Below are 26,178 nucleotides of genomic sequence, written 5' to 3' on the forward strand. Positions count from 1 at the left end.
AGGACACGTCCACGTTAGTCGCGAAGGCCGACGGCATTCATCACGATTCGGTCACGATGTTAATCGCGAATCATTTTTCCCAAGGCGGATGATCGCCCAACCGCCCGGCGAGAAAGTCGCTGAAGGCGCGCACACGCGGTGGTATCAGTCGGCGCTGCGGCATCACGGCATGGATATACGTCATCGGTATCGGATAATCCGGTAGCAGCACCTTCAAATCGCCACGGCCTATCTGCTCGTGAACGTGCCACAGCGAGTGCAGCGACAGGCCCAGCCCGGCCACCGCCGCATCGCGAATCAATTCGCCCTGGGTACTTTCGAAGCGACCTCCCACACGCTGGGTGATTTCATTGCCCTTGCCATCGGTAAAGCGCCAGACATTCTGGGGGCCACCACTGCCGACCAGTAACAGACACTCGTGCACAGCAAGATCCGCTGGCGTGAGTGGCGTACCGTGCCGACGCAGGTACGCCGGCGCGGCGCATACCACGCGCCGGTTGCTGGTCAGCCGGCGTGCCACCAGGGCAGAGTCGCGCAGCTCGCCAACGCGGATGCCGAGGTCGAAGCCCGCACCGACCAGGTCCAGCAATTCGTCATTGAGATTCATGCTGAGCCTGACATCGGGGTAAGCCGCCATGAACTCGGGCAGCAGCGGCGAAATGTACTGGTTGCCGAACGACGATGGCATGGTCACGCGCAGCGTGCCGCTGACGGTGCCCGCGCCCCGGCGCAGCCCCGAAACCAACGCATCCAGGTCCTCGACCAGCGCGCGCCCCTGCTCGGCCAGTTCCAGCCCCTCGGGCGTCGGGTGCAGGCTGCGCGTGGTCCGGTGCAGCAGGCGCACGTGCATCTCTCCTTCCAGCCGTTTCAGGCGCTGGCTGGCGACAGCCACGGAAATATCCAGGCGGCGCGCGGCGGCGCTGATCGAACCCGTGTCGAGCACGCGCAGAAACAGCTTGATGTCGTCGAGGCGATCCATGATATTCAATGATTAATTGAAAGTGATTAGTCATTTTGGTGGTTTTTGAATAAATGGCAAGCACCTACGCTGGTCGCCATTCCCAACCACCGGAGCCACCCATGTATCTTCCCCGCACTCGCTCCAAAACCCCGCCCGCGTTGTATGCGCTGGCCATCGGCGCCTTCGGCATCGGCACCACCGAATTCATGCCCATGGGCCTGCTGCAGCAGATTGCCGGCGACTTGCACGTGGGCATCGCCACCGCTGGCCTGTTGATCTCCGGCTATGCGCTGGGCGTGTTCGTGGGCGCCCCGTTGATCACGCTGGCCACACGCCGCTTGCCGCGCAAGGCGGTTCTGCTGGCACTGATGGGTATCTTCACACTGGGCAACCTGGCCAGTGCGCTGGCAACCGATTACACGACGCTGATGGCCGCGCGCATCATCACATCGTTGGCACACGGCACCTTCTTCGGCGTCGGCTCGGTGGTCGCTACGTCGCTGGTGGCCAAAGATCGCCAGGCTTCAGCCATCTCGACCATGTTCAACGGCCTGGCCGTGGCCACGCTGCTGGGCGTGCCGGCCGGTGCCTGGCTGGGTCTGCAGTTCGGCTGGCAGGCGTCGTTCTGGGCGGTGACTGCGGTCGGCATCCTGGCCATGGTAGCGCTGGCGTTGCTGGTGCCGGCCACGCAAAACGAGACCGCTCCGGTGGCATTGAGCACGGAACTGCGCACCATCGCCAGCAGGCCGGTACTGCTGGGCCTGGCAACCACCGTGTTCGGCTTCGGCGGCGTATTCGTGATCTATACCTACATCGCGCCCCTTCTGACCCAGATTACCGGTTTCGCCGACGCGGCGGTGTCACCGATCCTGCTGGTTTTCGGTGTAGGCATGATCATCGGCAACCCCTTGGGCGGACGCCTTGCCGATCGTCGCCTGACCTCCGCGTTGCTCGGTACGCTGGTCGCACTGGCTGTCGTCCTGGGCGTGTTCGGGCTGGTACTGCATAACCGCATTCTGACGGTGCTCCTCACCGGGCTGCTCGGCGCGGGCATGTTCGCCACCGTGGCACCGCTGCAACTGTGGGTCATGCAAAAGGCCGTCGGCGCGCCGAGCCTGGCATCCAGCCTCAATATCGGCGCATTCAACTTGGCCAATGCTCTGGGTGCATGGCTGGGTAGCCATGTGATCGCACGCGGCTTTGGCTTCTCCGCCCTGCCGTGGGCGGCCATGCTGGTAACCGCGATAGGGTTCGTGCTGGCGGCGTATGCACTGAGCGAGAAGCCTCGCGTGCGTACCGCGACCTGTCCGCAAGCCTGATTCGAACCGTAAACCCGATTTCCCAACCTTTAGGAGCATGACCATGGAATATCGCTTTCTCGGCACCTCCGGTATCAAGGTACCCGCTCTCGGCTTCGGTGCCGGCACGTTCGGCGGCAAGGGGCCACTGTTCAGTGCCTGGGGCAACACCGATGTCGACGAGGCCCGGCGCCTGATCGATATCTGCCTGGAGGCCGGGGTCAACCTGTTCGATAGCGCCGATGTTTACTCCGACGGCGCCTCGGAGTCGATTCTCGGCACGGCGATCAAGGGCCGGCGCGACGAGGTGATTCTCTCGACCAAGCTGACGCTACGCGCCGGCGAAGGAATCAACGACATCGGCGCCTCGCGCCATCATTTGATGCGCGCCACCGACCGCGCGCTCCAGCGCCTGGGCACCGATTACATCGACCTGCTGCAACTTCACCATTTCGACGCCATGACGCCGGTGGAAAGCGTGATGTCGACCCTCGACGACCTGGTGCGCGCCGGCAAGGTGCGATATATCGGCGCATCGAACTTCTCAGGCTGGCAACTGATGAAGTCGCAGGCCGTGGCCGAGCGGTATGGGTACTCGCGCCTCGTCGCCAACCAGACTTACTACTCGCTGGTCGGCCGCGACTACGAGTGGGAACTGATGCCGCTGGGCCAGGATCAGGGGATCGGCGCGATCGTCTGGAGTCCGCTGGGTTGGGGCCGCCTGACCGGCAAGATCCGTCGCGGCCAGCCACTGCCCGAGGGCAGTCGCCTGCACGACACCGCCGGTTTCGCGCCACCGGTGGACGAGGAACGCCTGTATCGCATCGTCGACACCCTCGAAGCCATCGCCGAAGAGGTGGGCAAGACGATTCCCCAGGTCGCGCTCAACTGGCTGCTGCGCCGCCCGACCGTGTCGAGCGTGCTGATCGGCGCGCGTAACGAGCAGCAACTGCGACAGAACCTCGGCGCGGTCGGCTGGCAACTCAGCGCCGGACAGGTGGCGCGGTTGGATGCCGCCAGCGCCGTGACGCCACCCTACCCGTATTATCCCTACTGGAACGGGCAGTTCGCCGAGCGCAACCCACCAGCGGTATGAATTCAGCGCGCTCGCCGCATGCCCTCGGCCAACTCACGCGTCAGGCCATGTACCGCCGCAATGGCGTCATGCGGCGTCGCAGCGCGTTCGACGCACTCTACCAGCGCCGAGCCGACCACCACGGCATCGCTGAAGCGGCCAAGCGTCGCCGCCTGCTCGGTATTGCGGATGCCGAAGCCGACCGCAATCGGCAGGTGGGTGTGCTCGCGCAGTTGACCTACCGTTCGTTCGACATGTTGTGACGTCGGCGCGCGGCCACCGGTAACACCGGTCACCGAGACGCAATAGACAAAGCCCGAGGCATTGCCGAGCACCCTGGGCAGCCGTTTGGCGTCGGTTGTCGGCGTAGCGAGGCGGATGAAATCGATGCCGTGTTGTGCCGCTGGCAGGCACAGCTCGTCGTCATGTTCGGGGGGCAGGTCGACCACGATCAGACCATCGACGCCGGCGCGGACGGCATCATCGAGAAAGCGCTCGACGTCGTAACGATAGATCGGGTTGTAGTAGCCCATCAGCACGAGTGGCGTTTGCGTATCCTCTCGACGGAAGGCGCGCACCAACTCGAGCGTCTGCGCCTGAGTCTGCCCGCTTTGCAGGGCGCGCAGCGCCGCCTTCTGGATCGCCGGGCCGTCGGCCATCGGGTCGCTGAATGGCATGCCGAGTTCGATCACGTCGGCACCCGCCGCCGGCAGCCCCTTGAGGATGTCGAGAGAGGTTTCGAAGCCAGGGTCGCCGGCAGTGATGTAGGTCACCAGTGCCGGGCGATTTTCCGCCTTGAGTGCGGCGAAGCGCTTATCGAGGCGAGAGGCGTCGTTCATGGAGGACTCCTTGGCAGGACTCATTGGAATTTCTCACCGAGATAGTGGGCGACGCTCAGCATATCCTTGTCGCCGCGCCCGCTCAGGTTGACCACCATCAGGTGATCGCGGGGCAGCGTCGGCGCCAGTTTGACGGCCTGGGCCAGGGCGTGGGCCGATTCGAGCGCCGGAATGATGCCTTCCTGGCGGCAGCACAACTGGAACGCATCGAGCGCCTCGTCGTCGGTGATCGAGACATAATCGACACGCCTCTGCTCATGCAGCCAGGCGTGCTCGGGGCCGATACCGGGGTAATCGAGCCCGGCCGAGATCGAGTGGGCGTCGATGATCTGGCCGTCCTCGTCCTGAAGCAGATAGGTGCGATTGCCGTGCAGTACACCCGGCGTACCGCCATTGAGGCTCGCCGCGTGCTGGCCGGTATCGACGCCCTTGCCGCCCGCCTCGACGCCAACCATGGCGACTGTCTCGTCGCCCAGGAAGGGATGAAACAGTCCCATCGCATTCGAGCCGCCGCCGATGCAGGCGACCAGCGAATCGGGCAGTCGCCCTTCCTGCGCCAGCATCTGCTCGCGGGTCTCTCGTCCTATCACCGCCTGAAAGTCGCGCACCATCGCCGGGTAGGGATGCGGTCCGGCGACCGTGCCGATGATATAGAAGGTATCGGCGACATTGGTCACCCAGTCGCGCAGCGCCTCGTTCATCGCGTCCTTGAGTGTGCCGGTGCCCGCCGTGACCGGAATCACTTCGGCGCCGAGCAGCTTCATGCGGAACACGTTGGGCTGCTGGCGTTCGATGTCGGTCGAGCCCATGTAGATCACGCACGACATGCCGAAGCGCGCCGCCACGGTGGCGGCGGCCACGCCATGCATGCCGGCGCCGGTCTCGGCGATGATGCGCGTCTTGCCCATGCGCCTGGCGAGCAGGATCTGACCGATGCAATTGTTGATCTTGTGCGCGCCGGTATGATTCAGCTCCTCGCGCTTGAGGTAGAGCTTCGCTCCACCGAGATGCGCGCTCAGCCGTTCGGCGAAATACAGTGGACTGGGCCGACCAACGTAGTCGCGCTGGAAGTAGGCGAGCCGGCGTTGGAATTCAGCATCTCCCCGGGCGGCGTCGTACTCGGCCTGGAGATCGAGAATCAGCGGCATCAACGTCTCGGCGACGAAGCGACCACCGAAGCGGCCGAAGAAGCCATTGGCGTCAGGCTGCATCGAATGTTGGGGCATGAGCTACCTCGAAAGGCCATGAGCGAGAAGGATGTCCACGAGGTTAGTGCAGGCGGGAACGGCGAAAAATCGATAAGATTGCAGCCATATGTGAGCTGGAGTAACAGATCGATGATTAACACCATGCCGCCTCTCAGCGCGCTTCGCGCCTTCGAGGCCACTGCGCGGCTGGGCAGCGTCACCGCCGCAGCACGTGAGCTCAACGTCACCCACGGCGCGGTCAGCCGTCAGCTTCGCAGCCTCGACGAGCATTTCGGCGTAGCGCTGTTCGCGAAGGCCGGTCGCGGCCTTGAACTCACCGATCAAGGCGAACGGCTACAGCGTGGCGTCGGCGAGGCATTCGCCCGCTTGCGCGACAGTTGCTCACGGCTCAAGCGTGACGTCGAGGATGCACCGTTCACGTTGGCCTGTCCGGGCAGCCTCCTGGCACGCTGGTTCATTCCCCGCCTTGACCGCCTCCACCATGAGTTGCCCGAACTCAAGCTGCATGTCTTTTCCAGCGAAAGCGAACTCGACCCCAGAAGCGACGACGTTAGCGCGACGCTGACGTTTTCCGCACCGCCGTGGCCGGCCGACATGCGGGTGATCGAGCTTGCAAGCGAGCACATCTGCGCAGTGGCGAGCCCCCAGCTCGCCGCGCGACTCGACCCTGAGCAACCGGCAACGCTGTTTGCCGCCAAGCTGCTGTATACCGCCTCGCGTCCTCAGGCCTGGCCGCAATGGGCAAGTGCGCATGCACTCGATTCGGCGCGCCTCGATCAAGCCCTGGACGAAGGCCAGGGCTTCGATCACCTCTATTACCTGATGGAAGCGGCAGTGGCGGGATTGGGGGTGGCGATCGCGCCCCGGCTGTTGGTAGCCGATGACCTGCGTAGCGGGCGACTCGTTGCACCCTGGGGATTTATCGAGACACCCGCCCGGCTATGCCTGTGGCTACCGCGCCATGCCGACCATAGGCGCAGCGTTCGACTCGCCGAATGGCTCAAGCGTGAATTGGACGACACGCCATTGCCGCGGTGACCGGCGCCTGGCTATTCGCCGCCCCCGGCGATATCCGCCGGTAGATCGTGATCGAGGCCGGTCAGGGTCGCGATCATACGCGCCCTGACGAACGGCAGCCTGATGGACCATGGCAGGACGAAGGTTCGCACGAAGCGGAAGAATCTCGATTCGCCCGAGGCCATCCGCGAGACGAGCTCTACCCGTCGCACCACCTGGCGATCGACCGCTCGGCGCAGGCCATCGTACTCCTGCAATCGGCCGCTTTTGACAAGTTGCGCGAATACCCAGGCGTCTTCCAGGCCGAGGTTCATCCCCCGCGCGCCAACCGGAGAGTGGATGTGGGCCGCGTCACCCGCGAAATGGATGGCGCCGTCCGTCAGGGTCGTATTGATACGATGCGACACGCGAAAGCTCGATTCCCACACGGGTGGGCCGTCCTGCTCGGCCTGGATCATGCGCTTCAACGGCTCGGGGCGGTTGCCCAGCACCCGCCACAGTGGGCTCTTCGCCTGATCACTCGCAGCATCGTCGACCACGCGAACCATGAACTGAAACTCGCCGCCGTCCGAGAAGAAAACGTGCGCGCGGTCGTCGTCAGGTGCCGCGCGCAGCGGCGCGTCGGCCAGGTGCCACTCGCGTGCGAACGAGGTGCCTGGAAAATCGATGCCTAATTGTTGTCGGGCCATGCTACGGGCGCCTTCCGCGCTCAGTAGCCAGGGGCATCGGACGATGTCACGCGCTCCACCGTTCGTCGCCTCGACAACCACCTCGACCCCATCGCGGACATTGCGACACTCGACCATCCGCATGCCGCGCTCGATGACGCCACCCGCCGCCTCCAGCGCCTCGCTGAGCAGCCGTTCCATGCTCGCCTGCGACAGCGCAATCAGAAACGGGTACTTCGGGTGGATTCCCGCGAACGACAGCGCCGCGATCACGCGCCCCTTGCGATGAAAATGAGCACCGTGAATGGGCTTTCCCAGCGCCAGAATTCGCTGGGCCACACCCGACGACTCGAGGAGTTCCAGCGTGCGCGGATTGACCGCTAGGGCCCTGGAGTGCGGTGATGGCGTATCGCGCATCTCGATGACACGCGGGGCTCGCCCCTGCATGGCCAGAAACAGCGCCGCCCCGAGCCCCACCGGGCCTGCGCCGACAATCAGAGGTCGATCGGCAGAATTCATGGCACCGCTCTATTCACCTGATGTTTTAGAGAATCTTATACCGCACTTCTGCCTCATGACCTGCATGTCGCATGAGCCCAATTTTCGACATACTGAACCATTGAGCCTACATGCTCAGGATCGTTTGCGAGCTCGGCCAGTTCCGAAAGTCGGTGCTGGCCGGTGAGAATGTCAATACGCCGACGATCGATGCAACGTCCGGTCAGCGCCTCGTATTCCGTCACGATCCGCTCCGTCAGATCGTGCGAGATGAAGTTCGAATAGATGAATTCCTGATGCAGCGGACCGAAGCCAGAATCCCCAAAGTCATATATACCAGTCAGTTGTTCCTGCGCATGATCGAACGCCATGTTCCAGCCATGGCCGTCAAAGAAACCGAAAGTCGTCCCGTAAGGATCATCCGGCAAATTCTCGAACGCCTCTACAATCGCCTCAGCATAGCTACGCAACGCAGGAGTCAAGGCTGGCAGGGCGATTGCCCGAATCGCATCCGGTGTTTGCCATGCCTCGATCGCTTCAGCGCCAGCATTCGCCATGCTTTGAGCGTCGAGTTCATGGAGCTGCGCATAGAAGCGCGCCAGTTCGGCCGCCATGCGCTGCCGGGTAGCTTCCGACAGGCCTTCATATTCGACCCTTAGCAGATGGTCGCCTTTTAGTTTTCGGTGATACGAAAAGGTCGGCGGGCCTTCATGAATCTCGATATTGGGGACTGTCATTGACACGACTGGACGAATGACTTCAAGAAGCCTGGCTTCTTTCAAAAGCGCCCTTTTAGCGACTTGATGTTTAGGAAACTTGAAGATCAGGCGATCATCGACATCTACGGCTGTCGAGTGCCAACCCATCGTCAGTGGCTTGAACTGCGCCCCTTTGAGCTGAGGGAACACGCTCAGAATGGTCTCTTTATAAGTATTGATGTCAGTCATTGTCTTTTCACGTCCATGTCGTCGGCGAATTTTCCATGACGTTACTGACGGTGGCAATGCCCACATATTCTGACATTCTTGAAAATCAAGATCAGTTATTCAGGCCCCGACATTTACCGCAAAAAAGACCCGCCTGGCGGCGGGTCAACAACAGCGCTGGGCTGTCGAGAGAGACGATGAACCTACTAATAAGTAGGTCTTAATGATGAAAGCGTTCGGCGGCTTCACGCGCCAGTGCGCGAATGCCATGCCAGTCCTCGGCGTCGATCAGCTTCTTGGGGGTTACCCAGGAGCCACCAACGCACATCACGTTGGGCAGCTTGAGATAGTCCTCGGCGTTATCCGGGGTGATACCGCCGGTGGGGCAGAAGCGCGCCTCGGGAATCGGCGCGCCGAAGGCCTTGATCGCCGCCGCGCCGCCGCTGGACTCGGCGGGAAAGAACTTGAAGCGACGATAGCCGTACTGCCAGCCGGTCATCAGCTCGGAAACAGTCGCCACCCCCGGCAGCATCGGCACCGGGCTGCCGATGCCGTGAAGATACAGCGCCTCGGTGGCGCCCGGCGTGACCACGAAATCGACACCGGCCTGCTCGGCCAGACGATACTGGGCGGGCGTCAGCACGGTGCCGGCGCCGATACTTGCGCCGGGCAGCGCATCACGCATGCGCCGAATGGCGTCCAGCGCGCAGTCGGTACGCAGGGTGATCTCGAGTACCGGCAGGCCGCCTTCGACCAGCGCGCGCCCCAGCGGCACGGCGTCTTCGAGGCGTTCGATGGTCAACACCGGAATAACCTCGGCCTTGAGGCAGATACTGTCGAGCTCGGTGGTGCGGGTAGAGGGCAGTTGCTTGTCGATGGTCATATCATCGGCTCCAGAAAACGCGTATCGAAGAGGAATACCAGACACTCAGGGCGCCCAGTAGATGGCCAGCGGACAGGCCAGAAAAGCGCGAATGGGTAGCTCGCGAGCGTCGTCGCCGGCCATCGCATGCGCCAGCACGGCGCGCTTGTCGTCACCGGCGATATGCAGCACATGGCGACGCGCCTGATGCAACCGGCTCGCGCTCAGGGTAATGCGTGGCTGCGCGACACTCGGCGCACGCACCGCCACCGTCGCCTCGTCGGTGGTCAGCGCCAGGCTCAGCTCGCCGCTGTCGGGGAACAACGAGGCGGTATGGCCGTCGCCGCCCATGCCCAGAATCACCACGCTGGCCGGCCAGGACAATCGCATCACGCGCTCGGCGACCGACGCCGCGCCCTGTTCGGGCGTGCCATCGCCGGTGGTCAACGGGTGAAAAGTGGCCGCGGCGGCCGGGCCCTGCAATAGATGCTCGCGCACCAGTCGGGCATTGCTGTCCTTGTCGCTCTCGGCGACCCAACGCTCGTCGGCGAGGGTCACGTCGATACGCTCCCAGGGCAGTTCAAAGGCCGCGAGGCGATCGAAGAACGCCAGCGGTGTCGAGCCACCGGAAACCACCAGCAGCGCACGTGGCTGGTGCTCCAGATCGGCGCTCAACGCGCCGGCGACCGACTCGGCCAATTGCCCTGCCAGTTGCTCGCGCGGTGACAGCGGTTCGCGGTTAGTGGAATCTCGGCTCATCGCTCAATAGTCCTCGTACCAGGAGCGCCCGTCCTGGGTAATCATGGCAATTGATGCCACCGGCCCCCAGGAGCCGGCAGGATAACGCCGCGGCGGCATATCGCGCTCGGCCCAGCCGGCGATCAACTGGTCGGCCCAGCGCCAGGCGTATTCGACCTCGTCGCGACGCACGAACAGGTACTGCTGGCCCTTCATCACCTCCAGCAGCAAGCGCTCGTAGGCATCGGGAATCCGCGATTTGGGAAAGGCGTTGTTGAAGTCCAGATGCAGTGGCCCCGGACGCAGGCGCATGCCCTTGTCGAGCCCACCGTCCTTGGTCAGCACCTGCAGGGCGATGCCCTCCTCCGGCTGCAGGCGGATGATCAGCTTGTTCGAGGCCAGGCTGCGCTGGTCGGGGTCGAAGATGTAATGCGGTTGCTGGCGAAAGTGAATGACGATCTGCGACAGCTTCTCCGGCATGCGCTTGCCGGTACGCAGGTAGAACGGCACGCCCGCCCAGCGCCAGTTCGCCACCTCGGTCTTCATGGCGACGAAGGTTTCGGTGCGGCTGTCGGTATTGGCGCCCTCTTCGTCCAGATATCCCGGCACGCTGGCGCCGTTGATCGAGCCGGCGATGTATTGGCCGCGCACTACGTCGCGGCCAATGGTTTCCTGGCTGAACGGCTTGAGCGCCTTGAGCACCTTGACCTTCTCGTCGCGGATGGCATCGGCATCGAGATTCGACGGCGGGTCCATGGCAATTAGGCACAGCAGTTGCAGCAGGTGATTCTGGACCATGTCGCGCAACTGGCCAGCCTTGTCGAAATAGCCCCAGCGTCCTTCGATGCCGACCTGCTCGGCGACGGTGATCTCGACGTGGGATATCTGGTTCTGGTTCCACTGGTTGCCGAACAGCGGATTGGCGAAACGCAGCGCAATCAGGTTCTGGACGGTCTCCTTGCCCAGGTAGTGATCGATGCGATATATCCGCGATTCGGGGAATACCGAGCCGATGGCGTCGTTGATCTCCTTCGACGACTCGAGGTCGTAACCGATCGGCTTTTCCACCACCACGCGGGTTTCATCGTCGAGGCTGCCGCTGGCATCGAGATTACGGCAGATATCACCATAGATGCTGGCGGGCACCGCCAGATAGACCGTCATCGGCCGCTCGTCAGGCGCCGCTTCGCGCCAGTCGCGGATGGCTTCATAGCCCTCGACGGTGGCGAAATCGAGCTTGAGATAATCGAGACGACCGATGAACCGTTCCAGGCAATCGCTATCCAGCACCGCGGCCTTGACGCGCTTTTTCAGCGCCTCGCGGACGCGTTTGCGGAAATCTTCACCCTCGATATCCTGACGCGCCAACCCCAGCACGCGCGCGCCATCCGCAAGCAGGCCATCGCGGTCGAGGTGATAAAGCGCCGGGTACAGCTTGCGCAGCGCCAGGTCGCCCAGGGCGCCGAACAGCGCCAGATCGACATCGGGCGTGGTGTCATGGATCATGCCTCGGACCCCTTCAATCTGGTTAACTTACCAATAAAATACGTTATTACTGCCTAAAACTGCAATTAAATTGAGTAATTTTACCACTAAAATAGCATTCGTTTTCCGCACGACTTGGCGCTTGCGAGCAGCGCGGCTAGGATGCGGCTAACAATGTAGTTAAATCACTACATCTACGATAGTTTAGTTACGGAGATTCACCCCCTCATGGCCAGCCACGACCTCATCGACCGGATCCGCGCGCGCCTGGACGAGCTCAACCGCTCGGAGCGCAAGGTGGCCGACGTCATCCTGCAGGACCCGGCTACCGCGACTGGCCTGAGCATCGCCACCCTGGCCCAGCGCGCCTCGGTCAGCGAGCCGACCGTCAATCGCTTCTGCCGTAACTTCAACGCCAAGGGTTACCCCGACTTCAAGATCAAGCTAGCGCAGAGCCTGGCCGGAGGCACGCCCTATGTCAGCCGTAGCGTCGAGAGCGACGACGATGCCGCACGCTACGGCGACAAGATCTTCGGCGCGACCATCGCCGCGCTCGACGATGCCCGCCGTGCGCTCGACACCAAGCGCGTCGAGCGCGCCGTGGACTACCTGATCCAGGCCAAGCAGATCAGCTTCTTTGGGCTCGGCGCCTCGGGGCCGGTCGCCCAGGACGCCCAGCACAAGTTCTTCCGCTTCAACCTGCCGGTGATGGCCTACGAGGACGTGCTGATGCAGCGCATGGTCGCCGCTGCCAGTCATACCGGCGACGTGATCGTGATCATTTCCTACACCGGGCGCACCCGCGAACTGGTCGAGATCGCCCGCGTCGCCCGCGACAACGATGCCGTGGTGCTCGGCATTACCGCACCGGGTTCGCCGCTGGCCCGGGAATGCACCGAAACCCTGGAAGTCATCACCCCGGAAGACACCGACGTTTATATGCCGATGACCTCGCGGATGATTCACCTGGCGCTGATCGACGTGCTGGCGACCGGCGTGACCCTGCGCCGCGGCGAAGACTTCCTGGTTCACCTGAAGAAGATCAAGGAAAGCCTGCAAGCGACGCGCTTTCCCGTCGGTGGTGGCGATTGAGGCATCCGGCTTGCCCGAAGGCGAACGAAGCACAACAATAGCGCCTCTCGTTCAATGCAGGAGTTGCCATGCGCTGGCTCGCCGTTACCGCCCTCGCCTTGTCGCTGTTCGCTCAAACCGCCAGTGCCCAGACCTTTCGTTTCACCGCGATCCCCGATGAGGACCAGTCACGCCTGGTCGAGCGCTTCCAGAAGGTCGCCGACTATCTGGAGCGCAAGCTCGAGGTCGATGTCGAGTACGTGCCGGTAAAATCCTACAGCGCCGCGGTCAGCGCGTTTCGCAACGACCAGGTGCAACTGGCCTGGTTCGGCGGGCTGTCCGGTGTGCAGGCGCGCCGCCTGGTGCTCGGCTCGCAGGCGTTAGCTCAAGGCGTCGAGGACGCCGCTTTCCATAGCTACTTTATCGCCCACCAATCGACCGGCTTGGAAAGCGCCGAGCGCCTGCCCAAGGCCATCGAAGGCTTGTCGTTCACCTTCGGCGCCAAGACTTCGACCTCAGGCCGGCTGATGCCCGAGCATTTTCTTCAGGAACGGTTTGGAAAGTCGCCGCAGGAGCTGTTCTCGCGGGTCGGTTTCTCCGGCGATCATTCGCGCACCATCGCCTTGGTCGAGGCCGGTACCTACGATATCGGCGCGGTGAATTTCAGCGTGTGGAATGCCGCGGTCGAGGACGGGCGCGTCGACACCGACAAGGTGCAGGTAATCTGGAAATCGCCGGCTTATACCGATTACCAGTGGACCATTCGCGGCGACGCCGATGAGCGCTTCGGCGACGGCTTCACCGTCAAGGTGCGCCAGGCGCTGCTCGACATGCACAACCCCGAACTGCTGGCGAGCTTCCCGCGTTCGGGGTTCATCCCCGCCGACAACGACGACTACGCACCCATCGAGACGGTCGCCGAATCGCTGGGGCTGCTGCGCTAACGTGATGTCGCAAGCCACGTTGCTCGATCTGCGCGACGCCAACCTCGGTTACGGCGACAGCGTCGTCGTGTCGCGGCTTTCGTTGACGCTCAGGGCTGGCGAGCGGATCGCCTTGCTCGGCGCCAGCGGCGCGGGCAAGTCCACCCTGCTCGCCGAGTTGCGTCAGCGGCTCGCCGAGCGGGCCGCCTGGTGTCCGCAGAGCCATGGCCTGGTGCCGCAACTGGCGGTCTACCATAACGTCTACATGGGGCGTCTCGAACGCCACTCGGCGCTGGCCAACCTGTGCAATCTGCTGCGCCCCAACCGCCGCGCCTGGGCCGAGATCTCCGAGCTGTGTCGCGAGTTGGGCCTGGACGGTCTGCTCAAGCGGCCGGTTGGCCAGCTCTCCGGCGGCCAGCGTCAGCGCGTCGCCATCGCCCGCGCACTTTATCAGCAACGCGAGCTGTTCCTGGGCGATGAGCCGGTGGCCAGTGTCGACCCGCATCAGGCCCTGCGCTTGCTGGCACTGATCGACAAGCGCCACGCCACCAGCGTGATCGCCCTGCACCAACGCGAGCTGGCACTGACGCATTTCAACCGTGTGTGGGGCCTGCGCGACGGGCGTCTGGCGATCGACGCACCGGCAGACGAGCTGACCCTGGCCGATCTCGACCGGCTCTACCCCGACGCGCATGACGCCAACGATGCCGAGGGCTGAAGCCATCTCGGCAGCACCCGGCGGGCTGCGCGGCGATTCACCGGGGCTGCGCCTGGCGCGGCGCTCGTTGACGCTGATCGCGGCTTGCGTGGTGTTGCTGCCACTGGCCGACATGGCGGTCATCACCCGCGACCCGTGGAGCGAGCTGGGCCGCATGCTCTCCGGCATGGCCTGGCCGCACTGGTGGTCGCTACCCTCGCCGATCGGCGCCATTGCGCTGACCGTCGCCGTCGCCCTGTGGGGCACCTTGCTTGGCATACTGCTGGGCTTTCCACTGGCGCTGGTGTTCTCACGCTCGCGCCTCGTTCGCGCCGGCTGCGCCTTCGTGCGCGCCATTCACGAATTGTTCTGGGCGCTGCTGTTTTTGCAGGTATTCGGCCTGACGGCCGTCACCGCGCTGGCGGCACTGGCGATTCCCTACGCCGGGATTTTCGCCAAGGTCTACGCCGAGATTCTCGAGCAGACGCCACCGGCACCACGCGACGCCCTGCCGCCGGGCGTCGGGCGTGTATCGCGTTTCGTCTATGCCGAGCTGCCGCTGGTCTGGGAGCGGCTCGCCGCCTACACCCGCTATCGCTTCGAATGCGCGATGCGCGCCAGCGTGCTACTGGGTTTCGTTGGCCTGCCGACGCTGGGTTTCCATCTGGAAAGCGCCTTTCGTGAAGGGCGCTATCACGAAGCCGGTGCGCTGCTGTGGTTGTTCTATCTGCTGATCGCCTCGCTGGGCGTATGGGGCCACCGCCGCCTGCTGCCGCTGCTGGTGGTCGGCAGCGCCTTTCTGCTTGGCCCCTGGCCGCGTATCGATGGTGATCTGCTGTGGCGCTTTGTCAGTCGGGATCTGTGGCCGGCACCCCTGCGTGAAGGCGATTGGGCGGGCCTGCTCGCCTGGCTCGGCGAGATTCCCGAGCTGCTGCCGGCGATCGGCAACACCCTGCTGCTCGGGCTGATGGGCACGGTCGGCGCGCTGCTCGTGGCGTTGGCGCTGTGGCCGCTGGCCAGCCGGCATTTCGGCAATCGCGCCACGCGCCTCGGCGGGCGCGGCCTGTTGATCGCCTTGCGCTCGACACCCGAGCTGATGCTGGCGTTCATCTTCCTGCTACTGCTTGGCCCCTCGATGCTACCGGCCTGGCTGGCCTTGGCGCTGCACAACGGCGCGTTGATCGCCTTTCTCGCCGCGCGCCACGCCGATGCCCTGCAACCCGGCATGCCCGGGCTGAACGCCAGCGGCCGCTACGCCTACGAATTGCTGCCACGTATCTACCCCGGCCTGCTCGCGCTGCTGTTCTACCGCGCCGAAGTGATCATCCGCGAAACCGCGATACTCGGCATGCTCGGCATCGCCACCCTGGGTTTTCATATCGACTCGAGCTTCGCCTATTTGATGTTCGATCAGGCGTTCTTTCTGCTGCTGGTCACCGCCGCGCTGAATCTCGGCGTCGATGCCCTGTCGCGGCGCTTCAGGCCGCGCGACGTGGTGCTCGACGACCCTTGTAGTCGTTAAGATGACAGCTTTCAAGAGTATGGCCTGACAAGAGCGACTCGCGTAGGGTATGAACGCAGTCGGTGGAATATGGATAGCTCGATGACAATGGCTTCGATCAGCCTGCAAGACTGGCGTGCCTGGCAGCCCGGCAGGGTCTCGCATGATGACCCGCGCCTGTCGGTGGCCGAGCACCCCAAGGGGGCATCGGTGCCCGCCATGTTGCGCCGCAGACTCAACGATATGGGCCGCGCGGTCTGCGACATGCTCGCCGAACTCGACCCCCGCGCCGAGTGCGTGCTGTTGCATGCCTCGCGCCATGGCGATGGCGAGCGCACCCTGGAAATGCTTTATGCCCTGGCCGAGGACACACCGTTGTCACCCGCGCGTTTCAGCCTGTCGGTACACAACGCGATGCTCGGCGTACATTCCATCGCCAGCGGCAATCGCCGCTCGTTGCAGGCCATTGCCGCAAGTGGCTGTGAATGGGCAGCGCTGCTGAGCGAGGCACGTGGCTATCTGATCGATGGCGAAACGCAGGTGATTGCTGTGTTCAGCGACGCCCCCGTGCCGGCACGCTTCACCGAGCACATCGCGATACCCGCCGAAATATCCGCGGTCGCCTTGCGGCTGTCCTGCCACGCCGGCAAAACCATCGAATCCCAGCCGGCGAGCCAGCCCCAACTCGCGCAAGCCCATGCACCTCAGCCGAGCGATGTCATCGACTGGCTGCTGGGTGAAGCGCCGCTGGTTTGTCCGACACGCGGTCTTGCCTGGTCGCTGACAAGCTAATGCCGGGGACACTCGATAGATTCATGTGGCTAGGTATTGGCTGCGATCGCTGGTGGCGGCGTGGTGCCACGGGTGCCTGCTTCGTGATTTTCGCGATCTGTGCGCTGACGGTCGGTTTGGTTGCAGCCCCACTGGTACGCCTCGGCAGTGTGACGCGCCAGCGCGCGCAGCAACGCGTGCGCCGAGTCATTGGCCTGGCCTGCCGCGGCTTCATCGGCCTGATGCGTGGCCTGGGTCTGATCGACTACCGAATCCTCCATACCCAGCGCTTGAACCAACCGGGGCGGCTGTTGCTCGCCAATCATCCGTCATTGATCGACGCGCTCTTCCTGCTTGCGTTCACGCCCAACGCCGGCTGCATCGTCAAGGGACGCCTGGCCAGCCATCCGGTAACCCGTAGCGTGATTCGCGCCGCCGGTTTCATCGCCAATCGCGAACCGCGCGGCGTGATTGCGGCGGCGCGCGAAGCACTGGACAATGGGCAAACGCTGATCGTGTTTCCCGAGGGCACCCGCACCACGCCCGGCGAGCCGATTCGTCTGCGTCGAGGTGGCGCGGTCATCGCCCTGGCAAGCGGTGCCTGGATCACCCCGGTGCGCATTCGCTGCCAGCCCAGCACCCTAATCAAGGGCGAACCCTGGTATCGTGTGCCGCCGCGCAGACCGTATTTCGTCTTCGAGGTCGGTGAGGGTATCTACCCGGATGGCGACGCACCACTCATAAAACATCACGCTACCGGCGAGCTGACCCGCCGCCTCGAAGCGTACTTCAACCAGCCTACAATGGACGAGGGAGCCGTGCATGGCGAACGCGTTGGAACTTGAACTCAAGCACCTGATCATCGACACCCTCGAACTCGAGGATGTCACCCCCGACGACATCGATCCCGACGAACCGCTTTTCGTCGAGGGCCTGGGGCTGGACTCCATTGACGCTCTGGAACTGGGCTTGGCGCTACAGAAAACCTACGGCATCAAGCTCGAGGCCGATAGCGAGGAATCGCGCCGGCACTTCGCCAACTTGAAGAGCCTCGCCGCCCTGGTGGAGGCACGTCGCGTCGATTAGCGCCCGCCATGTCATCACCCATGAATGCATCGCCAAGCGCTCGCCCGCTCTCGCGGGTGTCTGCGCTCACCTTGCTGCTTGGCCTGTTGGCCTTGGCCTGGCCGCTGCTGGTTCATCTACTGCTGCCGCACGCGCCGGCCTGGCCGCTGCTGGCTATCGCCGTGGCGCTGGTTTGCTGGCGACTGCCGGCGGGCCACAAGCGCTGGGGTATCGTGCTCGCGGCGTGCGCCGCCGGCCTGGCCTGGAGCGGTCATGCCGAGCTGGGTGTGCGCGCCTGGCCGGTGTTGATCAACGCCGGCTTGCTGGGTGTCTTCCTATGGAGTCTTTATCACCCACCGACCCTGATCGAGCGCCTGGCGCGACGTCAGGAACCCGACCTGCCGCCCAGCGGCGTGCGTTACACACGTCGCGTCACGCAGGTCTGGTGTGGCTTTTTCGCCATCAACGGAACGCTATCGCTGTTGACCGCGCTCTATGCCGACCCAGCGTTGTGGACGCTCTACAACGGCGGCATTGCCTACGTCCTGTCGGCGCTGTTGTTCGCTATCGAATGGTGCATACGCCAAGGTGTCAAACGGAGGGCTCGGCATGACTGACAACACGCTGCTATCCGCCCCCTGGCGACACGGCATGCCAATGCATAGTGTCGCCTGGCATGCCGATACCGGCACCGCCGTCACGCTGAATGAGCTGCACGCTCGCATCGCTGCATGGCAGACGACCCTGGACGGCCTCGCCGCCCCTGGCCAGCGCTGGCTGCTTCACCATCGCGATCCGTTCGACTTCGCCGCCGCGCTGATCGCGCTCTGGGAGCGCGGCGACAGTGCCGTGCTGCCCGCCGACGACCGCCCCGAAACGCTCACCGCGCTCGACGCGCAGACCGCCGGCCGGCTGGGTGATGTAGCTGACGGCCATCTCCCTGATCATGGCGGTGCCAAGCCGCGCTGGGGATCGCTGGTGGCCGGGCGTGTCGCCGTCTCGCTGTATACCTCCGGCTCCAGCGGCGAACCCAAGCGTATCGACAAGACCTTCGCTCAGCTCGACGCCGAACTCGCCACCCACGCCGAATTGTGGCCACTGGAAGGTCGTCTGACGATCAGCCAGGTCAGCCATCAGCATATCTATGGCTTGCTGTTCGCCATTCTACGCCCACTATGCGAAGGCGCGCCGCTGGCCGGCGCTACCTGCCGCTACCCGGAAACCCTCGCCAATTGGCTGATGCGCCTTGCTGATGCGCGCCAAGGCGACTCCCAAGTCCAGGCTCAAGTCCCACCTGGCGCCGTGTTGATCAGCGCCCCACCACCCCTCGAGCATCTGCCCACTGAGCTCGATTGGCGAGCCGCACCCAGCGTGCTGGCGCGCGTCTACTCCTCCGGGGCAGCGCTATCGCAAGCCGCCAGCGAGCATGCCTACGGCGTGCTGGGCGTTGCAGTCAGCGAGATCTACGGCAGCTCCGAGACCGGCGGTATCGCCTGGCGCCAGCAACAACGCGGCGAGTGCTGGACCCCGCTGCCCGGCATCGAGGTGCGCGACGACGACCATGGCTGCCTGTGGCTGCGCTCGCCCTACCTGCCGTCGCCCGGCATATGGGAGCGCCAGGCCGATCGCATTGCGCTCGAAGGCGACGGCTTTCGGCTACTCGGGCGTGTCGATCGCATCATCAAGGTGGGCGGCAAACGGCTCTCGCTGACCGGCATGGATCGCGCCCTGGCGGCGCATCCCGAGGTGCTCCAGGCACGCACGCTGGCACTACCCCGCCATGACACCCGCCTCGGCGCCATCGTCCAGCTCCGCGCCGAGCACCTGCCCGTCGATCACGCCTCGCGCCGCGAGATGATCGCCGCGCTGCGATCAAAACTGCTTGGCGCCTTTGAACCGACCGTGATTCCGCGCTACTGGCGTTTCGTCGAGAGCTGGCCGACCAACGCCCAAGGCAAGCTTTCCGCCGAGTTGATGGCACGGTTGTTTCGCGATCTCGACGATCGCCGCCAGCCGCGCTGGCTGGGTGTCGAGCGACTCGGCGACAGGCAGTGCCGGGTCACGTTGGAAGTTCCCGAACGGCTGACGTATCTGCCGGGCCATTTCGACAGCCGCCCGGTGGTGCCCGGCGTGGTCATGGTGCAATGGGCCTGCGAGCTGGCCCGCGAACACCTGGAGCTTGTCGGCGAGTTCCAGCGTCTCGAACGGGTCAAGTTCGCGCGCCTGCTGCTGCCTGGGGAGCGCGTGACGCTGACATTGGCGATAACGCCCGTTGCACAGGGCGCGCGATTGGATTTCAGCCTCGACGGGCGACATGGCGCCTATGCCTCGGGCAAGGCGCTGTTCGGGCATTCGGCCGATGAGCGGGAGGCGGTGCATGTCGAGTGAGCACGCCGACAAGCCAACGGCACGGCCTTGCGTGCTGATTCCCGTTTACAACCATGCCGCCGCGATCGGCGATACCTGCGTGGGCGCGCGGCGTCTCGGGGTACCGCTATTGTTGATCGACGACGGCAGCGACGCCGAGTGCGCGGCGGTGCTCGATGAGTTGGCCATGGCCGACGATGTTTCACTGGTGCGCCTCGCCGCCAATCGCGGCAAAGGCGCGGCGGTCAAGACCGGGCTACGCGAGGCCGCGCGGCTGGGTTTCACCCATGCCTTGCAGGTGGACGCCGATGGCCAGCATGAACCCGACGACTTCCCCGCCTTTCTCGAAGGGTTGCATGCCGGCGATGAGCGGCTGCGCATCGGTTACCCGCGCTTCGACGCCAGCGTGCCACGTCTGCGCTTCTACTCGCGCTACGCGACGCATGTGCTGGTATGGCTGAGTACCCTATCGTTCGAGCTACGCGATACCATGTGCGGTGTGAAGCTCTACCCGCTGGCCACCGTCAATCGTCTGGTCACGCGCCACGGGTGCGGTAATCGCATGCAATTCGACACCGAACTTCCGGTGCGCTGGCTATGGGCCGGCCTGCCGATCATCAATCTGCCGGTGAGGGTGTATTACCCACGTAACGGCATATCGCACTTCGCGCTATGGCGTGACAACCTGCTACTGGCCGCCATGCACGCCCGGCTGTTGTGCATCATGCTGTGGCGTCTGCCGACACTGTTGGCGCGTCTTGCCAAGGCAAAAAGGAATATGCACAAATGAGTTCGCTCGACGACACACCCCAGCACTGGGCGCGCATTCAAGAGTATGGCTCGGTATCCACCATGCGCATCATGGTATGGATCCGTCGCCATCTCGGGCGCCTGCCGTTTCGCGTCATGCTGAGCCTGGTGGTGCTGTACTACTACATTTGCCATGCACCGCCGCGCCGCGAATCGCGCCGTTATCTGGAGCGGGTCTGGCCATTGCATAGCAATCGACCGCTGCGCTGGCGCACTTGGGTCGGCCTGCGTCATTTCCTGGCGTTCGGCCAGTCGCTGATGGACAAGATCGACGCCTGGAGCGGAATCCCCATCGAGCTGAAGATGTCGAACGAAGACCGCCAATGTCTCGACCAGGCGATCAGCAGTGGCCGTGGCGGGCTGATGCTGGTCTCGCATATCGGCAATCTGGAAATCTGCAGCGCGATGAGCGACAAGCGCGACGACTTCCATGTCACCCAGCTCATGCATACCCATAACGCCCTCAAGTTCAACCAGCTTCTCGACCGCTCGACGCTGCGGCGCGGACCCGAAATCATCGAGGTCAGCGAGATCACTCCGGCCACCGCGATGCGCCTGGCCGAGCGCATCAATGCCGGTGGCTTCGTGGTGATCGCCGCGGATCGCGTGCCGCTGAACGACGACGGGCGCACCCGTTCTCTCGAGTTTCTCGGCGCCCCGGCCGAGTTCCCCGAAGGCCCGTTCTGGCTGGCCACGCTGCTACGCTGTCCCATCTATACACTGAGCTGCCTGCGCGACGGCGAAGCGCATCGCGTCGAGTTTAGCCCCTTCGACGACACCACCCGGCTCAAGCGTGTCGATCGCGACGCCTGGCGCGAATCCGCCATGCAGCGCTACGTGGATTGGCTGACCGACCAGTGCCGTCGGCAGCCACTGCAATGGTTCAACTTCTTTCCCTTTTGGCAGACCCATGACCGTACCCACTCCTGAACACAGTGACCGTGCACGGCTGATTCTCGACGGCAGCGCAGTTGCCATCGAAGCCGTGCAGAACGTCGCCCAGCGCCTTACCCGCGTAGTGCTCAGCGACGATCCAGCGTTTCGTGCGCGCATCGACGCCGGCCCGGCTTTTCTCGATCGCCTGCTCGACGAAGACGGCGTGGTCTATGGCGTAACCACCGGCTACGGCGACGCCTGCACCCGCGTGGTTCCCGCCGAGCAGCTCGCCGAATTGCCCCAGCATCTGTATACCTTTCACGGTTGCGGGCTTGGCAACGTACTGGACGTCGAGGCCGCGCGCGCGGTGGTACTGGTGCGCTTGATCTCGCTGTGTCGCGGCGTGTCGGGGGTCAGCGTCGAGCTGCTCGAACGGCTGGCGTGGCTACTCGACGAGGACGTCATACCGGTGATTCCCGCCGAAGGCTCGGTCGGCGCCAGTGGCGATTTGACGCCGTTGTCGTATCTCGCCGCAGTGCTGTGCGGCGAGCGCGAGGTGTTCGACCGGGGCCACCGCCGCCCCACCGCCGAGGCGTTCGCCGAGCGCGGACTTAGTGCCTATCGCCTACGCCCCAAGGAGGGTCTGGCGCTGATGAACGGCACCGCGGTGATGACCGCGCTGGCCTGCCTGGCCTATGGCCGCGCCGAGCGCCTGTCGCGGCTGGCCACCCGGATCACCGCGATGAACGTCTGGGCACTGGATGGCAATCCGTACCATTTCGATGCCGACCTGTTCGCGGCCAAGCCGCACGCCGGGCAGCAGCGTGTCGCCGCAAGGCTGCGCCAGGATCTGCATGCCGCCGACCCCGGCGAAGACTGCACCCAGGCACCGCGTAACTCGTCGCGCCTGCAGGACCGCTACTCGACACGCTGCGCCCCGCATGTGATCGGTGTGCTCGAAGACAGCCTCGCCTGGCTGCGCGGCTTCATCGAAGGCGAACTCAACAGCGCCAACGATAACCCGCTGATCGACCCGGTCGCCGGCAAGGTCATGCACGGCGGCCACTTCTACGGCGGGCACATCGCCTTCGCCATGGACTCGCTGAAGACCCTGGTGGCCAACGTCGCCGACCTGCTCGACCGCCAGCTCGCGCTGCTGGTCGATACCCGCTACAACCACGGCCTGCCGGCCAATCTGAGTGGCGCCAGCGCCGAGCGCGCGCCGCTCAACCACGGCTACAAGGCGGTGCAGATCGGCGTCTCGGCGTGGGCCGCGGAAGCGCTCAAGCTGACCATGCCTGCCAGCGTCTTCTCGCGCTCCACCGAATGCCACAACCAGGACAAGGTGAGCATGGGCACCATCGCCGCGCGCGACGCCCAGCGAGTGCTGACGCTGACCGAGCAGGTCGCTGCCGGCGTGCTGCACGCCGCCTGCCAGGGGCTGGAGTTACGCAGTGCGCTCGGCGCGGCGCCACCACCGGCATTGGCGGCGTTTCATGCCGAGTGCCGCGAGCGCATCGCTTTCGTCAGCGAGGACCGCGCGCTGGAAAGCGACCTGCGTGAGTTGTGCGCCCATTTCCAGGCCATTGCGCGGAGGCTTTATGCGTGAGCGTTCACCACGGCGGCCGTCACTGGCGCGCCCGATGGCTGTGTTGCTGCTGTTACTGCCCTTGCCCGCGCTGGCTTTCGATCTTAACGACCTGCAAGCGCAGTTGGGACAAACGAAGGCCATCGAAGGGCAATTCGAGCAGCAGCGCTACCTTGCCGATCTCGATACGTCCCTCGACAGTCGCGGCCACTTCACCTACCGGCGCGGCGAGCGCGTGGTCTGGGTACTCGAGGCACCGGTCAAGGACCGCCTGGTATTCACCCCCGACTCGGCCAGCGTGATCGATGAGTCGGCGAACGCCAGCAACGATCGCCGCCGCGACCAGGTGGCGGCGCTGTTTCTGCGCTTGCTGGGTGGCGACTGGCAAGCGCTGGCCGAGCGCTTCGAGATCGCCATCGACGGCGATGTCGACGACTGGCGAGTCACGCTGACGCCCAAATCGGCGGCGCTGCGCGAGCGCATCACGGGTATCGAGCTACAAGGTGGGCGTTATCTCGAGTTCCTGACCTTGCATGCCGCCAACGACGACGTGCTCGAAGTTCGCCTGTTCGACCAGCACCCACTCAGCGATAGCAATGCCGACTGAGTCTCACGAGCGTCATTCACGCGCGTTGGCCTGGTCATGGGGCCTGGTATTGCTACTCAGTGCGCTGGCCACGACCTGGCTGTTGCGCGATGGCCTGCCGACCGACACCCGGCTTACCGCGATGCTGCCCGAGGATCGCCAGGCGCCGTTGATCGAACGCGCCGATGCGCGCTTGAGCACCAGCTTCGAGAACCGCTTCGTGGTACTGCTGACGGCACCCGACCTGCGCGGTGCCACGCGTGCACTGGCCGAGCGACTATCCAGCGCCGGTGGAGCCTCGCCGCTGCTGTCACGATTGATCTGGCGCGACGTGGATCTCGCCGAAGCCGACCCGCGAGAAGCGCTGGGAGCCTATCGCTACCGCCTGCTGACTCCGGCCCTGCAGCAGACCATCGATGCCTATGGCGGCGCGTCACTGGTCGCTCCGGCGCTGCGTTCGCTATTCTCGCCGGCCGGCCAGCCGCAGCTCGTCGCCGACCCTTTCGGCCTGCTCGGCCGCTGGCTGGCGGCTCGCGACGCTAGCCCCGTCGAGGCCCACGACGGTCTGCTGACCGTCACCGACGATGGCCAGCGCTATGCGCTGCTGATCGGTGAACTGGCCGACGGTCCCTATTCCCTACCCGCCCAGCAAGCGCTCACCACGGCTATCGAGGATTTCCAGCAGGCGCATCCCGATGCCGGCCTGTTGCGCTCGGGGCTGATCTTTCACGCCGCCGCCGGCGCCGAACAGGCCAAGCGTGAAATCAGCACGATTGGCCTGGGCGCCTTGATCGGTCTGGTAATTATCCTGCTCGTGGTGTTCCGCTCGCCACGCGTGCTGGCACAGATGCTGTTGCCGCTGGGCTGTGGGCTACTGCTCGCCCTGCCGCTGACCCTGGCGCTGTTCGGCCAACTGCACGTTTTGACGCTGGCCTTCGGCGCCAGCCTGATCGGCATCGCCATCGACTACGCTCTGCATTTGCAGTGCGAGCGCGCCGTGGCGGGTAGCCGCTTTCGCCTGCGTCCGTTGCTGCCAGGGCTCGCGCTGGCATTGGTCTCGAGCCTGTTGGCCTATCTCGCCCAGGCGCTCACGCCCTTGCCGGGGCTGCGCCAGATGGCGACATTCGCCGCGCTGGGGCTACTCGGCGCCTGGCTCACCGTGGTGCTATGGCTGCCGAGGCTAGTGGCGCCGGCTCACCCCGCCACCGCGCGAATCGCCGAACGCCTATGGCGAATCAGCATGCCACGCCGGCGGCTGTCACCGAGTGTCGCATTGCTCGGCGCCGGGCTACTCGCCGCCCTGGCCGCCTGGCAATTGACCGCCAATGACAGCCTGAGGCTGCTCAACCCCTCGTCGCCCGCCATGCTCGCCGAGGAGCGTCAGGTTCAACGCCTGATGGGCAGCGACACCGGCAGTCGCTATCTATTGGTGAGCGCCGCCGACGAGCCTGCCCTGCTCAGCCGCCTGGCCGAGATCGGCGACACGCTCGATCGCTGGATCGCCGAGGGCGTCGAGCTGCGCTATACCAATCTGGCCGACAGCGTGCCGCCGCCAGCGGTTCAGCAAGCCAACCTGGCTCGCGTCGAGCGGCTGTACAGCGAACCGCTAAGCGAACTGGTAGCGCGAGCGGGCCTGCCCGATAGCGTGATCGAGCGAGCCCGGTCGCGCATCGAGGATGTGCCGATACTGGACGTCGCCACCTGGCTGGGCAGCGCTATCGGCGAAGCCGATCGCCGGCTATGGTTGGGAAAGATCGATGCAGCACAAGCGGACATGCCCGGCAACATGGCGGCAGTCATGCCATTGTCGGGCGTCGAGTCGGCGGCACTTGAGCGGCGCTTGACGGCCTTTGCCGAGCGCCACGCCAATGTCGTCTACGTCAACCGCGTCGAACGCCTGTCGAGCCTGCTCGGCGAGTTGCGCGAACACATCGCGCTGTGGCTCGGCATGGCATTGGCCGGCATGGCCATCGTGCTGGCCTGGCGCTATCGTGGCCTGGCGTGGCGGGTACTGGTACCGCCCACCGGCGCGGTGTTGATCGTCCTGGCGATATTTGGCGTGATCGGCGTGCCGCTCAACGTTTTCAGCCAATTGGGCATGTTGCTGGTGCTGGGCATTGGCCTGGATGCAGGCATCTTCAGCGTCGAACATGCCCGGCGCCCGTCGACCTGGCTGGCGATCAGCCTGTCGACCTTGACCAGCCTGCTGGCATTTGGCTTGCTGGCGTTCAGCGCCACGCCGGCCTTGCATCATCTCGGCCTGACCTGCCTGCTGGGTCTTGCCGCGGTATGGTTGCTGGTGCCCTGGGTTCGACCGACTCACGTGGGCTCATAACGAGAGGACTCTC

Annotated in this window: 25 protein-coding genes; 17 read left to right on the top strand and 8 right to left on the bottom strand. The window is 64.5% G+C overall.

Features of this window, described 5'->3' with window-relative positions; all coding sequences use genetic code 11:
• Positions 1–70: 70 nt before the first annotated feature.
• Positions 71–979, bottom strand: coding sequence for a LysR family transcriptional regulator (locus BLR92_RS04745; RefSeq protein ID WP_089726083.1), 909 nt, complete (start codon positions 977–979; stop codon positions 71–73).
• 101 nt (positions 980–1,080) lie between these two features.
• On the opposite strand from BLR92_RS04745, the gene BLR92_RS04750 reads away from it, so the two are divergent.
• Positions 1,081–2,280: an MFS transporter gene (locus tag BLR92_RS04750; RefSeq protein WP_089726086.1), complete on the top strand. Its 1,200-nt coding sequence runs from the start codon at positions 1,081–1,083 to the stop codon at positions 2,278–2,280.
• Positions 2,281–2,323: 43 nt separating this feature from the next.
• Complete coding sequence (locus BLR92_RS04755; protein ID WP_089726088.1) at positions 2,324–3,355, top strand: aldo/keto reductase; 1,032 nt, start codon at positions 2,324–2,326, stop codon at positions 3,353–3,355.
• Positions 3,356–3,357: 2 nt separating this feature from the next.
• Here the strand turns inward: BLR92_RS04755 and trpA are convergent, their stop codons facing one another.
• On the bottom strand, positions 3,358–4,173 hold the full coding sequence (trpA, locus tag BLR92_RS04760) for a tryptophan synthase subunit alpha (protein ID WP_089726090.1): 816 nt from the start codon (positions 4,171–4,173) through the stop codon (positions 3,358–3,360).
• Positions 4,174–4,193: 20 nt separating this feature from the next.
• Positions 4,194–5,399, bottom strand: a complete 1,206-nt coding sequence (gene trpB / locus BLR92_RS04765) for a tryptophan synthase subunit beta (protein ID WP_089726092.1) — start codon at positions 5,397–5,399, stop codon at positions 4,194–4,196.
• 111 nt (positions 5,400–5,510) lie between these two features.
• On the opposite strand from trpB, the gene BLR92_RS04770 reads away from it, so the two are divergent.
• The gene (locus BLR92_RS04770) at positions 5,511–6,419 is read left to right on the top strand and encodes a LysR family transcriptional regulator (RefSeq protein WP_089726094.1); all 909 of its coding nucleotides are present in this window, start codon (positions 5,511–5,513) and stop codon (positions 6,417–6,419) included.
• An 11-nt stretch (positions 6,420–6,430) separates the two neighbouring features.
• Here the strand turns inward: BLR92_RS04770 and BLR92_RS04775 are convergent, their stop codons facing one another.
• The 5 genes from BLR92_RS04775 to zwf form a co-directional block, all read right to left on the bottom strand.
• Positions 6,431–7,585: an FAD-dependent monooxygenase gene (locus BLR92_RS04775; RefSeq protein ID WP_089726096.1), complete on the bottom strand. Its 1,155-nt coding sequence runs from the start codon at positions 7,583–7,585 to the stop codon at positions 6,431–6,433.
• A gap of 53 nt (positions 7,586–7,638) precedes the next feature.
• A complete protein-coding gene (locus BLR92_RS04780; protein ID WP_089726098.1) occupies positions 7,639–8,511 on the bottom strand; it encodes a phosphotransferase family protein in 873 nt (290 codons plus the stop codon).
• Between the two features lie 199 nt (positions 8,512–8,710).
• Positions 8,711–9,373, bottom strand: coding sequence for a bifunctional 4-hydroxy-2-oxoglutarate aldolase/2-dehydro-3-deoxy-phosphogluconate aldolase (locus BLR92_RS04785; RefSeq protein ID WP_089726100.1), 663 nt, complete (start codon positions 9,371–9,373; stop codon positions 8,711–8,713).
• A 45-nt stretch (positions 9,374–9,418) separates the two neighbouring features.
• Positions 9,419–10,111 carry a 6-phosphogluconolactonase gene (gene pgl, locus BLR92_RS04790; protein ID WP_089726102.1) on the bottom strand — a complete coding sequence of 231 codons (693 nt, stop codon included), beginning with the start codon at positions 10,109–10,111 and terminating at the stop codon, positions 9,419–9,421.
• A gap of 3 nt (positions 10,112–10,114) precedes the next feature.
• Positions 10,115–11,596, bottom strand: coding sequence for a glucose-6-phosphate dehydrogenase (gene zwf / locus BLR92_RS04795; protein ID WP_089726104.1), 1,482 nt, complete (start codon positions 11,594–11,596; stop codon positions 10,115–10,117).
• A 207-nt stretch (positions 11,597–11,803) separates the two neighbouring features.
• On the opposite strand from zwf, the gene BLR92_RS04800 reads away from it, so the two are divergent.
• The 14 genes from BLR92_RS04800 to BLR92_RS04865 all read left to right on the top strand — a co-directional run bounded on the left by BLR92_RS04800 (position 11,804) and on the right by BLR92_RS04865 (position 26,165).
• Entirely contained in the window at positions 11,804–12,667 is an 864-nt protein-coding gene (locus BLR92_RS04800) for a MurR/RpiR family transcriptional regulator (RefSeq protein ID WP_089726107.1), read from the top strand.
• Between the two features lie 68 nt (positions 12,668–12,735).
• On the top strand, positions 12,736–13,590 hold the full coding sequence (locus BLR92_RS04805) for a putative selenate ABC transporter substrate-binding protein (protein WP_089726111.1): 855 nt from the start codon (positions 12,736–12,738) through the stop codon (positions 13,588–13,590).
• 4 nt (positions 13,591–13,594) lie between these two features.
• Complete coding sequence (locus tag BLR92_RS04810; RefSeq protein ID WP_089726901.1) at positions 13,595–14,287, top strand: ATP-binding cassette domain-containing protein; 693 nt, start codon at positions 13,595–13,597, stop codon at positions 14,285–14,287.
• The gene (locus BLR92_RS04815) at positions 14,274–15,788 is read left to right on the top strand and encodes a PhnE/PtxC family ABC transporter permease (RefSeq protein ID WP_089726113.1); all 1,515 of its coding nucleotides are present in this window, start codon (positions 14,274–14,276) and stop codon (positions 15,786–15,788) included. Before BLR92_RS04810 ends, BLR92_RS04815 begins: the two co-directional genes overlap by 14 nt.
• 81 nt (positions 15,789–15,869) lie before the next feature.
• Positions 15,870–16,559 carry a beta-ketoacyl synthase chain length factor gene (locus tag BLR92_RS04820; RefSeq protein WP_089726114.1) on the top strand — a complete coding sequence of 230 codons (690 nt, stop codon included), beginning with the start codon at positions 15,870–15,872 and terminating at the stop codon, positions 16,557–16,559.
• A gap of 23 nt (positions 16,560–16,582) precedes the next feature.
• A complete protein-coding gene (locus tag BLR92_RS04825) occupies positions 16,583–17,383 on the top strand; it encodes a lysophospholipid acyltransferase family protein (protein ID WP_175488724.1) in 801 nt (266 codons plus the stop codon).
• A complete protein-coding gene (locus tag BLR92_RS04830; protein ID WP_089726118.1) occupies positions 17,361–17,624 on the top strand; it encodes a phosphopantetheine-binding protein in 264 nt (87 codons plus the stop codon). The genes BLR92_RS04825 and BLR92_RS04830 overlap by 23 nt, the downstream gene beginning before the upstream one ends.
• Before the next feature lie 20 nt (positions 17,625–17,644).
• Positions 17,645–18,220, top strand: coding sequence for a COG4648 family protein (locus BLR92_RS04835; protein WP_089726903.1), 576 nt, complete (start codon positions 17,645–17,647; stop codon positions 18,218–18,220).
• A complete protein-coding gene (locus BLR92_RS04840; RefSeq protein ID WP_089726121.1) occupies positions 18,213–19,991 on the top strand; it encodes an ApeI family dehydratase in 1,779 nt (592 codons plus the stop codon). The genes BLR92_RS04835 and BLR92_RS04840 overlap by 8 nt, the downstream gene beginning before the upstream one ends.
• Positions 19,981–20,760, top strand: a complete 780-nt coding sequence (locus BLR92_RS04845; RefSeq protein ID WP_089726123.1) for a glycosyltransferase family 2 protein — start codon at positions 19,981–19,983, stop codon at positions 20,758–20,760. Before BLR92_RS04840 ends, BLR92_RS04845 begins: the two co-directional genes overlap by 11 nt.
• Positions 20,757–21,710 (top strand): LpxL/LpxP family acyltransferase, encoded by a 954-nt coding sequence (locus BLR92_RS04850; protein WP_089726125.1) that lies wholly within the window; start codon positions 20,757–20,759, stop codon positions 21,708–21,710. Before BLR92_RS04845 ends, BLR92_RS04850 begins: the two co-directional genes overlap by 4 nt.
• The gene (locus BLR92_RS04855) at positions 21,691–23,265 is read left to right on the top strand and encodes an HAL/PAL/TAL family ammonia-lyase (protein WP_089726127.1); all 1,575 of its coding nucleotides are present in this window, start codon (positions 21,691–21,693) and stop codon (positions 23,263–23,265) included. Before BLR92_RS04850 ends, BLR92_RS04855 begins: the two co-directional genes overlap by 20 nt.
• Positions 23,258–23,851: a LolA family protein gene (locus BLR92_RS04860; protein WP_175488725.1), complete on the top strand. Its 594-nt coding sequence runs from the start codon at positions 23,258–23,260 to the stop codon at positions 23,849–23,851. Before BLR92_RS04855 ends, BLR92_RS04860 begins: the two co-directional genes overlap by 8 nt.
• A complete protein-coding gene (locus tag BLR92_RS04865; protein ID WP_089726128.1) occupies positions 23,841–26,165 on the top strand; it encodes an MMPL family transporter in 2,325 nt (774 codons plus the stop codon). The genes BLR92_RS04860 and BLR92_RS04865 overlap by 11 nt, the downstream gene beginning before the upstream one ends.
• Positions 26,166–26,178 lie beyond the last annotated feature (13 nt).

Source organism: Modicisalibacter muralis (genome assembly GCF_900102945.1).
GTDB classification, from domain to species: domain Bacteria; phylum Pseudomonadota; class Gammaproteobacteria; order Pseudomonadales; family Halomonadaceae; genus Modicisalibacter; species Modicisalibacter muralis.

Bases quoted from the DNA above. Each gene is read 5' to 3' on its own strand.
- BLR92_RS04840 (WP_089726121.1), top strand. From the start codon at position 18,213: ATGACTGACAACACGCTGCTATCCGCCCCCTGGCGACACGGCATGCCA.
- BLR92_RS04830 (WP_089726118.1), top strand. From the start codon at position 17,361: ATGGCGAACGCGTTGGAACTTGAACTCAAGCACCTGATCATCGACACC.
- BLR92_RS04785 (WP_089726100.1), bottom strand. From the start codon at position 9,373: ATGACCATCGACAAGCAACTGCCCTCTACCCGCACCACCGAGCTCGAC.
- BLR92_RS04750 (WP_089726086.1), top strand. From the start codon at position 1,081: ATGTATCTTCCCCGCACTCGCTCCAAAACCCCGCCCGCGTTGTATGCG.
- trpA (WP_089726090.1), bottom strand. From the start codon at position 4,173: ATGAACGACGCCTCTCGCCTCGATAAGCGCTTCGCCGCACTCAAGGCG.
- BLR92_RS04845 (WP_089726123.1), top strand. From the start codon at position 19,981: ATGTCGAGTGAGCACGCCGACAAGCCAACGGCACGGCCTTGCGTGCTG.
- BLR92_RS04800 (WP_089726107.1), top strand. From the start codon at position 11,804: ATGGCCAGCCACGACCTCATCGACCGGATCCGCGCGCGCCTGGACGAG.
- BLR92_RS04815 (WP_089726113.1), top strand. From the start codon at position 14,274: ATGCCGAGGGCTGAAGCCATCTCGGCAGCACCCGGCGGGCTGCGCGGC.
- BLR92_RS04865 (WP_089726128.1), top strand. From the start codon at position 23,841: ATGCCGACTGAGTCTCACGAGCGTCATTCACGCGCGTTGGCCTGGTCA.
- BLR92_RS04805 (WP_089726111.1), top strand. From the start codon at position 12,736: ATGCGCTGGCTCGCCGTTACCGCCCTCGCCTTGTCGCTGTTCGCTCAA.
- trpB (WP_089726092.1), bottom strand. From the start codon at position 5,399: ATGCCCCAACATTCGATGCAGCCTGACGCCAATGGCTTCTTCGGCCGC.
- BLR92_RS04835 (WP_089726903.1), top strand. From the start codon at position 17,645: ATGAATGCATCGCCAAGCGCTCGCCCGCTCTCGCGGGTGTCTGCGCTC.
- BLR92_RS04780 (WP_089726098.1), bottom strand. From the start codon at position 8,511: ATGACTGACATCAATACTTATAAAGAGACCATTCTGAGCGTGTTCCCT.
- BLR92_RS04810 (WP_089726901.1), top strand. From the start codon at position 13,595: ATGTCGCAAGCCACGTTGCTCGATCTGCGCGACGCCAACCTCGGTTAC.
- BLR92_RS04850 (WP_089726125.1), top strand. From the start codon at position 20,757: ATGAGTTCGCTCGACGACACACCCCAGCACTGGGCGCGCATTCAAGAG.
- zwf (WP_089726104.1), bottom strand. From the start codon at position 11,596: ATGATCCATGACACCACGCCCGATGTCGATCTGGCGCTGTTCGGCGCC.
- BLR92_RS04755 (WP_089726088.1), top strand. From the start codon at position 2,324: ATGGAATATCGCTTTCTCGGCACCTCCGGTATCAAGGTACCCGCTCTC.
- BLR92_RS04860 (WP_175488725.1), top strand. From the start codon at position 23,258: ATGCGTGAGCGTTCACCACGGCGGCCGTCACTGGCGCGCCCGATGGCT.
- BLR92_RS04855 (WP_089726127.1), top strand. From the start codon at position 21,691: ATGACCGTACCCACTCCTGAACACAGTGACCGTGCACGGCTGATTCTC.
- pgl (WP_089726102.1), bottom strand. From the start codon at position 10,111: ATGAGCCGAGATTCCACTAACCGCGAACCGCTGTCACCGCGCGAGCAA.
- BLR92_RS04825 (WP_175488724.1), top strand. From the start codon at position 16,583: ATGTGGCTAGGTATTGGCTGCGATCGCTGGTGGCGGCGTGGTGCCACG.
- BLR92_RS04820 (WP_089726114.1), top strand. From the start codon at position 15,870: ATGACAATGGCTTCGATCAGCCTGCAAGACTGGCGTGCCTGGCAGCCC.
- BLR92_RS04745 (WP_089726083.1), bottom strand. From the start codon at position 979: ATGGATCGCCTCGACGACATCAAGCTGTTTCTGCGCGTGCTCGACACG.
- BLR92_RS04775 (WP_089726096.1), bottom strand. From the start codon at position 7,585: ATGAATTCTGCCGATCGACCTCTGATTGTCGGCGCAGGCCCGGTGGGG.
- BLR92_RS04770 (WP_089726094.1), top strand. From the start codon at position 5,511: ATGATTAACACCATGCCGCCTCTCAGCGCGCTTCGCGCCTTCGAGGCC.